Source organism: Chelativorans salis (assembly GCF_025336525.1).
Classification (GTDB): Bacteria; Pseudomonadota; Alphaproteobacteria; order Rhizobiales; family Rhizobiaceae; genus Chelativorans; species Chelativorans salis.
On sequence record NZ_JAOCZP010000005.1, the window covers coordinates 327,793 to 341,007 of the forward strand.

Sequence of the window (13,215 nt, forward strand, 5' to 3'; positions counted from 1 at the left end):
TCCGCTGCGGTTAGGGTTTCGCGCACAGGGCAACGGACTCCCGCACGACGATTTCGACCGGAAGCAGTTCTTCTGACGAAGCCTCGCCCCTTGCCTTCCAATCGGTTTCGGTGAGCAGTGACAGCGCCCGCCTGCCGATGGTGCGGACGGGCTGGCGTATGGCAGTCAAAGGCGGCGCGAACAGGTGAAGCGGCCCGACATCGTCGAAGCCGATGAGCGATACGTCGCCGGGGATGGAAATGCCTTGACCGCGCACCACTTCGATGAAGCCGATGGCAATCTCGTCAGAACTGGCGAATATGGCGGTTGCGCCCGAACCTTCCGCAATGAACCTTCGCGCGGCCTCGCGACCGAATTCCTCGGTGTAGCCACCCTCATAGCGCTGCGGCCGGATTTCTGTCCCGAAGCGGTTGCTGAGCGCGCCCGCTAGACCCTGATAGCGCCTGCGGGCACTGATCATCTCATCGGACTCGCCGATGAACAACACGTTCCTGTGGCCGTTCTCCGCAAGCAATTCCCCGGCGAGCCGTCCGCCCTGCTCATTGTCACAGAAGAGTTTTGGCACGCGCGCAGCGGGCACATCTTCATCGACGATGACGACATTGCCGGTGCGGTTGATGACTTCCGCGAGCCGTCCATCGTCAGGGTGGTTGGTTACGAAGATGAGACCATCCACATGGTTGCGCTCGATCAGCTCGAGGTAGGCCAGTTCTCTGCCCTGTCGGTTCAGCGTGGCATAAAGCGACAGCGCCAGCGTCTGTTCATCGGCAGCCTCTTCGACTGCAGCGACAAGCATGGCAAAGAAGGGATTGGCTATATCCGGCACGACAAGGCCGACCGTATCGGATCGCCCGCGGCTGAGCCGTCTCGCATGCGGATTCGGCAGGTAGTTCAGCTCATCTATGGCGTTCTCGATGCGCTGCCGGGTCCGCACCGGCAATTCGAGCGAGCCGTTCAGCATCCGGGACACGGTAGTGACGGAGACCCCCGCCCTCTGTGCCACATCCTTCAGGCCGGGCTTGCTCGGTTGCACCATGAACAGGCATGCCTTGTAAAGCGGTTTAGTAAAGCGCTTTACAAGATTGCCGACCAATCACTCCGAGTCAAGGATGAAATCTGTCCTCTCCGACCACCCGCCTCCGTCGCTACGGCTTTGCCGCAAACTACGTCAGGGTTTTAATCCTCCAAAGTCGCCGAATTAACGCTAAAATCAAGCAGTTGCTCAGGATTATGAAGCGACCGGCAGCGTTGGTGGGCAACCTGTTCTTCAATGGAGCTCCCGGCATACGGCGGCCATGAAATGTCGCCGCAAATGCACCAATTCACGGGAATTCTGCCGTTCGCGCGAGAATTGAACCCTATCACGGAATTGGAGGAGCGCCTTGAGACTGGTCATGATCGGCTCCGGCTATGTCGGACTTGTAACGGGAGCGTGCCTTGCTGATTTCGGCCACATGGTAAGCTGTGTGGATAAGGATGCATCCAGGGTTGAGACGCTGCGACGCGGGGCAATGCCGATCTATGAGCCCGGACTTGAAACGATCGCTGCCCACAACGTTCGTGACGGCCGTCTATCGTTCACAACGGATCTCACGGGTTCGGTGAAGGGCGCGGATGCCGTTTTCATCGCGGTCGGCACGCCCTCCAGGCGTGGCGACGGCCATGCGGATCTCTCATATGTTTACCAGGCTGCGCGCGAAATCGCTATGGCCCTCCAAGGTGACACAATCGTTGTGACGAAGTCGACCGTTCCCGTCGGCACGGGAGACGAGGTCGAGTGCATCGTCCGTGAAACAAGGCAAGGCAGCGCCTTCAGCGTTGTCTCCAACCCGGAGTTCTTGCGCGAAGGCTCCGCCGTTCAGGATTTCAAGCATCCCGACAGAATCGTTGTCGGCGTGCAGGATGAACGCGCACGCGCCGTGATGACTGAAATTTACAGGCCCCTGTTTCTCAACAAGTCGCCAATCCTGTTCACCTCGCGCCGCTCGGCCGAGTTGATCAAGTACGCTTCCAACGCGTTTCTTGCCATGAAGGTGACCTTCATCAACGAGATTGCAGATCTGTGTGAAAAGGTCGACGCGGATGTTCGGGAAGTGGCACTGGGACTGGGCGCAGATAACCGCATAGGGCCAAAGTTTCTTCATCCCGGCCCCGGGTTCGGCGGCTCATGCTTTCCCAAGGATACGGTGGCTCTCGTCAAGACCGCACAGGACCACAACTCACCGGTGCGTCTTATCGAAACGACAATCGCGATCAATGAGGTCCGCAAGCGCGCCATGGCGCGCCGCATCATCTATGCCGCCGGCGGCAATGTGCGCGGGAAGAGGATCGCTATTTTCGGGCTGACCTTCAAACCCAACACTGACGACATGCGCGAGGCTCCGTCAATTTCGATTATCCAGGCGCTTCAGGATGCTGGTGCCCATGTCAGCGCCTATGATCCGAAAGGCATGGATCAGGCCCGTGAATTGTGGCCCGACGTGTCTTTCCACGCCAGTCCCTATGAAGCTGCCGAGAATGCCAGCGCGATCTGCATTCTCACCGAATGGGAGCAGTTCCGCGCCCTTGATCTGCAGCGGTTGGAAAAGATCGTCGCACAGCCAGTTCTAGTCGATCTGCGCAATGTTTACTCTGAAGAGGAAGTGAAGCGCTTCGGCTTCGCCTATTCGGCGATCGGCTCGAGGTCCAGGACACCGGCGCACATTGCCGATTTAGCGGCCGCACGCGAAAGATTGGTCGAGGCCGTGTGACCAGGAGCGGGCGGTGCGCTCGACGGCCGACATCGCTCTTGCGGGCGATGTCGGCCTGATGCCGCGAGCCCTTCCCCAAAGAACCTGCCAACCCGGCCAAGCTTTCCCAAAACGAAGAAATGTTTGGAAACGGCATCGTGCGTGTCCGGCATGCGCGGCTCCAGTTTCATGACCAGAGGCGAACCGGACTAGCCTCACATAGTCGCTGCGCGCTTGAATCCCGCACCCGGAGCATCGTCTACTGGATGAAAGCTGTCGACTTGGTTTCCACGAAAGCTTGGCAGAACCGTGTGGATCGAGGCGAAGAGACCGTCCGTCTCGCCTTCCATGGCGCAGACCTCTAGTCTGGCGAAGATCTCCTGCAGCACCGGAACGGGAACGGGGGTTGGCACTGCACCGAGGACTCGCGGAACGGGCGGCGAAACTCTCCTTTCCGTCTCGTCGAAGAGTTCCTCGAACAGCTTTTCCCCAGGGCGGCAGCCGATGATCTGGATGTGCACATCCTTGTCCGGAGTGAAACCTGCCAGACGGATCATGCGCCGGGCGATGTCAACGATTTTGATCGGCTCGCCCATGTCGAGCACGAAGATTTCGCCCTGCCCCAGTTCCTTCTCCAGACCGTAGGCGGAGGCCTGGAGGGTGAGTTCCACCGCCTCACGGATCGTCATAAAAAAGCGCTTCATTTCGGGATGGGTCACCGTCAACGGCCCACCATGCACCAGTTGGCGCTTGAATAGGGGAATGAGGGAACCGCTTGAACCGAGCACGTTGCCGAAACGTACTGTCATGAAACGTGGAGCGCCAGAGCGATTCACTCCCTCCAGATCAAGGGCCTGGCAATAAAGCTCGGCAAGCCGCTTTGTCGCGCCCATGACGCTGGTCGAATTCACCACCTTGTCGGTGGAGACTTGCACCATGCCGAGCGCGCCCCATCGCAGCGCAGCATCAGCCACGTTCCGCGTGCCGCAGACATTGGTAAGCACCCCTTCACACGGGTTGAGCTCCACCATGGGCACATGTTTCAAGGCGGCAGCATGAAAGACGAGTTCGGGCCTGTGCCGGAGAAAGACTTCGTTCACCCGGTGTTGGTCGCGCACGTCGCACAGATGCGCCGTTCTCGGGACACGGGCGAACTGCTCGGAGAGTTCGAGATCGATGGAGTAGAGGTTGAATTCGCAATTGTCGATGACGGCCAGATGTGAAGGCCCGAGCGCCGCCACCTGCTTCGTCAGTTCGCTGCCGATCGATCCGCCGGCGCCGGTCACGAGCACGCGGCGGCCGCAGATGAAGCGCTGAAGCGCGGCGATGTCGAGTGCCGCTTGCGGCCGTTCGAGCAGATCCGTGAGTTCAATGGGACGCAATTCGAACTCCTTGGTGAAGTAGGTATTGCGCAGTTCCGTGACGGGATTGAGTCGGGAAATTGCCATGCCAGTGCGATCGGCCTGTTCGATCAGCTGTTCGGCCGCCTTCCCCTTGAAGGAGGACGGCGCGGAAGTGAATATGAGGTGGCGTGGTCTTTGTCCGCGCGCCTCGAGATCCTCCATCACGGTCTCGAAATCTGCAGTGGTGCCGAGCACGGGGACGCCGCGGAGCATCGTTCCGATCTCGGCCGGTGAATTGTCGAGAAACCCCACCGGCCAATATGTGGAATTGCGGTCGCGCTGCAGCGCGCGCAGATAGAGGTCGGCTTCGTGTCCTGCGCCGACGAGCAGGACGGGCAGCATGCAACCGGAATTCTCTGATGGTCCGCTTGCAGTCGATATCCGGAACTTGAAATCCTCCTGGCGAAAACTGAGCCGAACCGCCGCCAGCAGCGGCACAAGCGTGACCACCTCAATGGCGATAACGGAGCCAGGCACGAGAGTCAGCCCCGAGTAGAAGAACAGGCACGCCGTAAGGATCGCGGAAGCGAAGAGAATGGCCAGCACAAGGGCGATATAGTCCAGGATAGAGGCAAATTCCCATTTCCGCTTGTAAAGACCAGCGGCCGGAAAGGTGACCGCACAAATCATCACGAACAGTGCCGTTATTGCGCCGACGGCGCTTGCTATCGTGGAGTCGGCGAGGATCACTTGCGAACCGAGCCGGAGCCAGATCGCCAATACGAGTGCCACCGCACTCAACCCCAGATCCACTGTATAAAGGAGGCGGTTGCGAATGGTCGACTTCACGAGAGTGTCGAATTTGCAGCGAACCCTACGATAGAGGATATGCTTGCCGGGACCTACGACAAGCGTCGGAATGGGTGCCGGAACCTTTTGGAAATTCCGCGAATGCGCCCCCTTAGCAGCCAAGTCGTTGTCCATGGTAGACAGCCCTCGAAGCATAGAGCGAAAGGACTTCGGCGCCCGATCAGCTAGCGGCGCGGTGGTGAAGGTCCCGCCTTGGATCCATTTCGCTTTCGGAATGCCTTGCGTAGGTGGATGAACCTGCCCTGCGTAAGGCAGCGTTCCTCGAAGCCTTTGTAACTGCAGCTATTTTGGGGGAAGTGAGGAGGCCATCAAAGAAGCGGGAAGCCCAAAGCGTGTCAGTTAATGCCCCGCAACTGCTTCCGGTTTTGCGCAATTGTCGCCGGCCGGTTTCCGTTTGCCCTCTCGAACGAGGGTCGTCATTTCAAACGGCCGATCGGCGCAGCCAGTGCGACAGGTCGCGGCCGAGGAGACGTCCCAATAGTTCGACGTCCGGCTCGTAGTGGTCGATCAGCCGCTGCCGCAGAGAGTCTGGAAATGGCGGGTAGGATATCTCCTTTGCAATCGCGGCATGCACACGACGGAACGAGGGCGTCTCCCGCAAGGGTGCAATGACCGGCTTTAGCGGGCGAAGCAGGCGGCGCATGGTGGGGTTCAGCATCGGAACGGACTTGTCCTTCACCTTGCTACGCAGCAGGTGGCATGACGGTGGCTCGCCACGGGGCAGTCCTAAGAAATTGCTGACCCTGGCGAACTGCTCCTCGGGCCGGGCCGTCACTGCTTCGTAAAAGGTCACCAAGATCCGCTCGGCCGGGAAGAGATCGAAATAGGCATGCAGCTGGCGATGGTAGAGGCCAGCGCTGATCGGGCGGGTATTTGGCGATCTGGTAGGGTCGAGATAGCGCTCAATATCGCTGCTGACCTCCCCACGCCGGTACAGCATGCAATAGTCGGAATAGGCGCGTTCGACTGGGTCGCGCAGCTGCACCACGAGCTTGGCGTTCGGTACTTTTCGGGCGATGCGCTCGGCCGCTTCGGGCTTTTCCAGGTAGGAGTTCGACTTCTCGCCAGCCACGAGGACGTCTGCATCCGGCGGAAACTGTGCGAGATACCAGTCGTCGCCCCTGGCGAATTCCCGACTGAAATAGTGCAGCTCGGGATCCGGCATCGAGACCGTAGGATCTGCCTGAAGAGATTTCTGCAGCCAAGTGGTAGCGCTCTTGGTCGCGCCGATGATCAGAAAGTCGATGTCGTCGAGCCTCATGGAACCGTCCTTTGATCGGAACCATGGTGAACATTGCAAGTTTGTTTTTGGCCGCTGAGGAGCACACCATAGATAGCCATCACCTTCCGAACATGGGTTTCAACGCCATAACTGGCGAAAGCGCGTCTTCGGGCGGCGTCGGCAATCCGATTGCGGTAATCGTGATCGGTCAGGAGCGCGTGCACCGGGTCAACGAAGCGCTCCGGCTCCTCGGGCGGCACGAGAAGCCCCGTAACACCGTGTTCGATGGCTTCGGGATTGCCGCCGTCGTCGGTTGCCACGACCGGTGTGCCGAGAAGCATGGCTTCGATCACCGTGCGGCCGAAGGGCTCGCGAACGGCGGGGATCAGCAGGACGTCGATCGCCTGCATCCATGGTTCCGCCGGTGTGCGAAAGCCCATCAGCCGGATCCGCTCACCGATTCCGAGTGCTTCGGCCCTTTGGGTGACCGCCCGCCCGAGGTCGGGCGTGTCAGTTCCGGGCGCGCCGAACAACAGCCCTACGACTGGAACGTCCGGATAGCGCCGGGCATAGGCGGCAACGGCTTCGACGAAACCCAGTGGCCGCTTGCGCTCGATGAGGAGGCCGAAATAGCCCAGAACCCGAGTTTCGGGAGAGCAGCCGAGCGCTTTGATCAGCATGGCTCGGGCGGCGTGCCTGTCACCACGATCGGACGGCGCGTCAAACGGGCTGTGAATGACGGAAAGCTTTCGGGTAACGTCGATCACCGGCCGTTGCGGCTTTGCGAACCGGGAAACCGTCACAATGTGGCTTGCCACCAGAGGCGCCAGCCAGTTCACCCCGCGTGCATTCGGATCACCACGATGGTGCCAGACCTGACGCGTCCCGGACAGCCGCGCCGGTAGAGCCCAGACCACATGGATACGACCGTCGTTGGTATGCACTAGATCGATGCTGTTCGCCTTCAGAAATCGGGTCAATGGCGCTAGTGCGTGAATGGCGTAGCCCATAGTCCGTCGGGCGGCTTGGGGATAGCGGCGGGGAAGCGGCCCAGCGGGCGCTTGGACAAAGGGCACGCCTCGCTCCACCAAGTAGTCCGCTAACGGCCCGTCGAAGGAATGCAGTACCACGAGCGGCCTGACATAACGGTGATCCAGAGCCTGGATCAACCTGACCGCCGACACGTGACTGCCGCCGATCTCATCGCCAATGAATGGGAAGCAAACGGAGATAGGTCGATCAAGCATGAATCCTCGCGGGGAACGGCGGGTTCCGACAGACGGTTTCTGGAGGCAAACGCACCGATGCCTGCGTTTGAAAGATATCCATAATGCATTCCAGCCGAAACCATTGCTCGGTCAGGAAAATCAGCAGCTCGTGGCTATACTTTCGAGATAGAGTTTCCGCCGTGCCTCAGGGGCGTGCCGGTTCCTCTACTGGAGGGGTCGGGTCAGGCGTGTCTGGAGGCAACGTACTGGAATGCGATCTTATTTCTCTATGGAAGGCTACGAGCAATCCGGCAAGCCAAAGCCCGGCCATTATCGTATGTGCGATATTCGCCCCCATGGCGCCCAAGACCGGGATCGTTGCAAGAGCCACTGCATAGAAGACCAAGGTCGAAACGATGACGATTCTCAGCACAACGGGTTGACACCCCATGGCAAGGAGTGCCGAACGTACCGCGCTGCCGCTCAACATCATCGCCACCGCGATCATCTGCACCACAATCAGGGGAGCTGCTGCCTCGAATTCGGGACCGGCTGTCCAGGAGAGCACCGGCCCCACCCAGAGGGCTACAGCGGCGAACACCGCCACGCCGAGAGCCAGCAGCAGAATCTCGGTCTGCAGAATGATCCTGCGAAACTCCGATACGGCTTGTTGCGCCCACAGCCGAGCGATGTCAGGATAGACCACCGCCTGCACTTGAACGCCCATATGCAGCACGAGGCGGCCCAGACGTTTGGCGACGTGATAAAGTCCGGCGGCAGGCGCCCCGGCAAGCGCCCCGACGAGCAGCGTGTCGAACTCCGTTGTGCTGGAACGTACCATCAGTTCGACCTTGCTGCCTAGGGTGAAAGCCCACAGGCCTTTGAAACGCCTCGTCACCCCGGCCAGTGGCGCCATCAACAGGCGCCGGACCCCCTGGCGACGCAGTTCGATCAGGGCCAAGGTCAGAAAGATCAGCGAACCGGTAACTTGGCTCACCGCCCATGCGACCACGAAATAAACAAGATCGGCGCCCGCCAGAAGACCTGCGGTACAGAGCGCGAGTCGAAGTGTCGTGCTGATCAGCGAACTGTATGCCACGAGCCTGAACCGGCCAGCCAGACGCAGAACAGCTGTCGGAAACCCTTCGATCTGAAACAACAGGACGGTCGAGTAGATGAATACCTGCTGAATACCGCTCTGGCTGACGCCGACGAGCGGACCAAAGACAAGAGCAAAGCCGACCGCCGTCACATATGCCGTCAGTGCCGCCGAGAGGTCGATAAGAAGGCCAAATTTCATCAAGGCCCGGTAGGCGCCGCCATCTTCCTTTCCGCGCACCTCGGCGCCATATTTGATGAGCGGTTGCCAAATCTGAAACGCGATCAGGAGTTGAACGGACCGGGCATAGCTGAGCGTGAGGGCGAGGATGCCGAAGTCGTGGGGACCGAGGGCACGGGCAGTCACCACAAAGGCCAGGAGGCCCACCATGGAGCCCATCATGTTGCCGGTAATCAAATGACCGATGCTGATGAGCCGCGCGCGCAGCGAGGCTTCGTCGTGCCAAAACCTGCAGGCACGCCGGCCAAGAGTTTGAACGGTGGCCGGTAAGGACAAGCAATGCCCTCCACCAAAGCGCGCAGCCCTATTGCGGCTGAGCGACGCGACAAAATAGCAACGTGGCGACCGCCTGGTACGGGCAACCCCGCTCGCTGCTCGGCTGGGATGGCTCCCGGCCTGTGAGACACTGTAGCAGCCGTATGGCGCGCTGCACGTCCGCTGAAGCCGGATGACGGCACTTCCTCGACAGGAAAAACCCTACATTCCCGTCGAAGCATGGCTGGACCGATTATCGCGATCGCGCTGCAGCCAAGCCAAGCACTCGTCAAGTGCGTCCAGACTAGTGATACGTGCATGAGGCTCATGAGCGGCACTGGGAGCTGGGAGATGATGAATCCGCTCCGGACGTACAATCTGTACGGTGCACCACCCACGAGCGCGAGGAGTGACGAAATCCTTGACCGGATTGTCCGCAACGTAAGCGAGTGGGAGGCCCATAGGTGCTGCCCACGTCTCGATGCGGGCGAAGGCGCGCGGATGCGGCTTGTGGAAGCCCTGGCCCAGCGCCCCGGTGCAGATGATGCAGCTGATGAATTCCTCGATCCCCAATGCTTGCGTTTTCGCCCGTTGCACGGTGCTCCGGCCATCAGTTATCATCGCGCATGGAATCTCGCGGGAGCGCGAACCGAAATAGCGCGCTGCGTCAGCGGTCAGGTTGATGCTCGGTCGATGCGATTGGTAAACTTCGATGAGTTGGACAACCAGCCGGTGATCTGGGGCCAGGCCAAGGGTCTTCAGTCCTTGGTCGAAAACGCGGGACCGTTCTCCGGCCGCAAACAGCCTAAGGCACACCTCGCCAAGCCCCTCCACTCCGGCCGTCGCGCGGAACCAAGCATCTGCGGCGGCAAAACCGCTTATCACGAAATCGCGCTCCAGGTACAAGGTGTCGTCGAGGTCAAAAACGATCAGCGCTGGCGTGACCATAGCCTGCTACCCGCATAGAATCGCTGCATCGTAGCGCAGCATCAACGCTCCGGCGCGCCAATCGTCATGTACGGTCGACGGCAGGCCGGCCACCTCCTCCAGCAGCCAGCGCGTGTATTCCGCACCCGCATAGTGAACGAGTGGATAACCTCCGCCAAAGCGCGCATTTATGTCGAAGACGCAAGGCCCGATCCTGTTGTCCACGATCACCTGGAAGCAAAGGACGCCGCGCGCCAGCGGTAGCGCCCGCGCGACGTCTTCTGCTAATCGACGCAGCATCGGATCGCGCTCCGTCTGCCCCTTCTCAACTTCTCCGGCCCGAATGCGCAAACGTCGATGCGCCACAGCACTGCGCAACACGCCTGCCTGGTCGATAAATATGTTGACCGTATATTCCGGGCCGATGAGCAACTGCTGCAATATCATTGGTTCCTCGGGGGCATCAGGCAGATCCGCGGAACTGCTCGCCACCTTGGCGTTGCGGCTTGCGCTGCCACCCGAGGGCTTCAGGAACATCGGCCAAACGATCGGATAGGGGTAGGCGTGTGCCGCCTCGAGCGGTACGGTCCGAGGCACCGGGACGCCGGCTGCTGCCATCACCTGAGCCGTCTTGAGCTTGTCGCGGACCACGTCGATGACGCAGGGCGGGCTGACATGCACGCGCGCGCCGCTTGCCTCGAATCGTTCCGCGGCGGCGGCAAGCGGGGCAAGTTCCGGATCGATCGTCGGGACGACAAGCTGGACACCGCGCTCGCGCACAATCCCCAACATAGCATCCACGAAGGCGAAGTCATCGCACTTTGGCACAGTATACGCCCGATCGGCCACCTGGCAGGCGGCACTAAGGTGCGGCTCCCGATCGCATGCAAGCACCTCGAGCTCGATTCCCATCGCCGCTGCGGATCTGCGGAAACACTTGATGAGTTCGACCCGTCGCCCCGCTGACGAAAGCAGGATCGTAATATGCATCTGTTTCGTGCCACCCTGCTCCGTTGATGGTCACCACGCAAGGGCCGCGCGCCGTTGTGCGATGCCAGGCACCACATCGGCCGTAGCCGTCTGCATCACCTTGCGCATGATCCCGGCCGCCTTGCGCATGGCGGCGGGGCTCTGGCACGGATCGACCAGGAACGCCAAGCTCGTCTCACCGAGTGCGGCAGAGATCGGAAGCCGCTCGGGTGGCGCCATACCGGAATCCATGAAGGCTTTTTCCCGATAGATTTCGGGACAGCTCCCAGTGAAACAGGCAACACCCGAGACATTGAGTGCCGACAGGATCCTATCCCGGTTCCAGCCATTCTTGAGCCTCTCGGGACGCACGAATGTGTAAAAGCGGTACCACGCGTGGCGGATGTGCGGCGGCGGCTGCGGCGTTCTCAACCCGGGGAGGTCGTGCAGGGCATCGATCAGAATGGCCGCATTCGCTGCGCGCCGCGATTGCCATTCAGGCAGCCGGTTGAGCTGCCTCAGGCCTATCGCCGCCTGGACTTCCGTCATCCGATAGTTGGAGCCGAAACTTTCATGAAGCCAACGAAAGCCGGGTGCATGGCCTCTGTGGATCACTGCCTCATAAGCCTTGCCGTGGTCCTTTCGGCTCCAGGCCCGGTTCCAGATCGCTTCGTCGTCCATCGCCAGAAGCCCGCCTTCCCCGCCGGTACTCAGGATTTTGTCCTGGCAGAAGGAAAAGGCCGACAAATCGCCGAAGCTCCCGACCGGATGGCCGGCATATGCAGCGCCGTGCGCCTGGGCGCAATCCTCGATCACGACGATACCATGCTTACGCGCAAGGCGCATGATCGGCGGCATGTCGGCGGGCCACCCTGCCAGGTGAACCACGATGATGGCCCGGGTGCGCGGCGTCAGCACCGCCGCGATGCTGCTCGCGGTTATGGCCTGGCATTCAGGGTCGACATCGGCGAATACGGGTACGCCGCCTGCCATTGGCACGCAGGCGGCCGAGGCGACAAAGCTGCGTGGCGTGACGATGACCTCCTCGCCCGGCTGAAGACCAATCGCATGGAGCGCGACATCAAGTGCCACGGTTCCGTTCGCCAGGGCGATCGCGTGGCGACGGCCGAGCAGCGCAGCATAGGCAGCCTCAAACTCGGCCACCTTGCCACCTGTCCACGCATTGACCTTACCGGACCGCAGTACGGCCACGACGTCCTCGATCTGCTCCTCGTCATAGTGAGGCCACCGGTTTCCAACCGCCGGGTCGCGCACCGGCTGCCCCGCGCCGGCGCCGAACTTACGCGCCTGTACTCGCTTGGCAGCCAAGTTGTTGTCCATCATGACCAACTCCTCTATCGAACAGCGGTAGGATGAAGGTGTGCTTTCACACGCTACTCCGTTGCCGAGAACCCGCCCTGTTGCCGAGGACCAAGCAGACAGCCTTGGTGCATTCCCGTCTCCAGTATCCTGAGAGGGCAGACTTGTGTTGCAAATGCGCGTGATACCCAGGGCTTGTCAGTTAAACCCCGCCTCAGGTTCCGGTTTTGCGCAGTTGCCGGTAGACCGGTTCAGGGCGTGCCTTCGTCAGACAGCGCGAACCGAACACGCTCCGGTAGCCCGGCAGTGCGCCGACCATTGCCTTCGCGGGATCAAAGTGCGAAGGGCGGCCCCGGGTCCGAGTGAATTGCCTGGGAGTTCGAAGGGAAAACGGCGGGCTCGGTACCGTGCGCGCTTTGATTGCCGGCAGGTTCCGAACCCTTTGCCGCACGGCCATTCCCTATGCGCTTGGCAACGCAGCGACGGCGCTGGCCGACATGGCTGACCGGCACGATCATCCTCGGTGCGACCCCCCACCTGCGCACCAGCCCGCGGAAGGTCGCGGTCGCCACGAAGATCGTTTCGGCGGAGAGAACGGCTTCACGCACGCGCTTTTCGTCGCCAGCATCGATGTAAAGGACGCCTGGGATGTTCAGCGGCAATGTCGGAACAATGGGATCCAGGATGAGATTGACCATTTGTGGCGAAATGCCGTGAAGGACAAGGCCAATAAGATGGTCCTGGCTGGCTCGGTAGCTCACCTCGATCAACTTTGCCGGCACGCAGTCGTTCGATCTGCTGATTTCTACGATGTCGTGAATATGCATGGACGCCTCTATATCGAGTTGTGCTGCATCCGACCCCGCGATACCCGCCTGTGTCTTCCCCTTCGCTGCCGAGGATCGGCAGACCAGCCGGAGCGTGCCACAAGGAAGGAAGCCTGCACCCATGGGATCAGCGGCGCACTATGTCAGGTTTTTTCTCCCTGCAAGCGCGCGGACAGCTCCACTAGACTTCGCCTGATGAAGGGGCC

At 60.7% G+C, this 13,215-nt stretch carries 10 protein-coding genes; 1 reads left to right on the forward strand and 9 read right to left on the reverse strand.

The window, feature by feature from the left end:
- Positions 1–10 precede the first annotated feature (10 nt).
- Entirely contained in the window at positions 11–1,036 is a 1,026-nt protein-coding gene (locus N5A92_RS17955; RefSeq protein ID WP_260905150.1) for a LacI family DNA-binding transcriptional regulator, read from the reverse strand.
- Positions 1,037–1,382: 346 nt separating this feature from the next.
- Here N5A92_RS17955 and N5A92_RS17960 point away from each other — a divergent pair, with 346 nt between their 5' ends.
- Positions 1,383–2,750 carry a UDP-glucose dehydrogenase family protein gene (locus tag N5A92_RS17960; RefSeq protein ID WP_260905151.1) on the forward strand — a complete coding sequence of 456 codons (1,368 nt, stop codon included), beginning with the start codon at positions 1,383–1,385 and terminating at the stop codon, positions 2,748–2,750.
- Between the two features lie 194 nt (positions 2,751–2,944).
- On the opposite strand, the gene N5A92_RS17965 is transcribed toward N5A92_RS17960, so the two are convergent.
- From N5A92_RS17965 to N5A92_RS18000, 8 genes are all read right to left on the reverse strand, one after another.
- Positions 2,945–4,921: a polysaccharide biosynthesis protein gene (locus tag N5A92_RS17965; RefSeq protein ID WP_260905153.1), complete on the reverse strand. Its 1,977-nt coding sequence runs from the start codon at positions 4,919–4,921 to the stop codon at positions 2,945–2,947.
- A gap of 442 nt (positions 4,922–5,363) precedes the next feature.
- Positions 5,364–6,203, reverse strand: coding sequence for a sulfotransferase family protein (locus N5A92_RS17970; protein WP_260905155.1), 840 nt, complete (start codon positions 6,201–6,203; stop codon positions 5,364–5,366).
- Positions 6,200–7,411, reverse strand: a complete 1,212-nt coding sequence (locus N5A92_RS17975; protein ID WP_260905156.1) for a glycosyltransferase family 4 protein — start codon at positions 7,409–7,411, stop codon at positions 6,200–6,202. The genes N5A92_RS17970 and N5A92_RS17975 overlap by 4 nt, the downstream gene beginning before the upstream one ends.
- 166 nt (positions 7,412–7,577) lie before the next feature.
- Positions 7,578–8,987, reverse strand: coding sequence for a lipopolysaccharide biosynthesis protein (locus N5A92_RS17980; RefSeq protein WP_260905158.1), 1,410 nt, complete (start codon positions 8,985–8,987; stop codon positions 7,578–7,580).
- Between the two features lie 201 nt (positions 8,988–9,188).
- The gene (locus N5A92_RS17985; protein ID WP_260905160.1) at positions 9,189–9,914 is read right to left on the reverse strand and encodes an HAD family hydrolase; all 726 of its coding nucleotides are present in this window, start codon (positions 9,912–9,914) and stop codon (positions 9,189–9,191) included.
- A gap of 6 nt (positions 9,915–9,920) precedes the next feature.
- A complete protein-coding gene (locus tag N5A92_RS17990; protein WP_341850071.1) occupies positions 9,921–10,883 on the reverse strand; it encodes an ATP-grasp domain-containing protein in 963 nt (320 codons plus the stop codon).
- A 30-nt stretch (positions 10,884–10,913) separates the two neighbouring features.
- A complete protein-coding gene (locus tag N5A92_RS17995) occupies positions 10,914–12,206 on the reverse strand; it encodes a DegT/DnrJ/EryC1/StrS family aminotransferase (protein WP_260905164.1) in 1,293 nt (430 codons plus the stop codon).
- 308 nt (positions 12,207–12,514) lie between these two features.
- The gene (locus N5A92_RS18000; RefSeq protein WP_260905166.1) at positions 12,515–13,009 is read right to left on the reverse strand and encodes a hypothetical protein; all 495 of its coding nucleotides are present in this window, start codon (positions 13,007–13,009) and stop codon (positions 12,515–12,517) included.
- Positions 13,010–13,215: the final 206 nt, after the last annotated feature.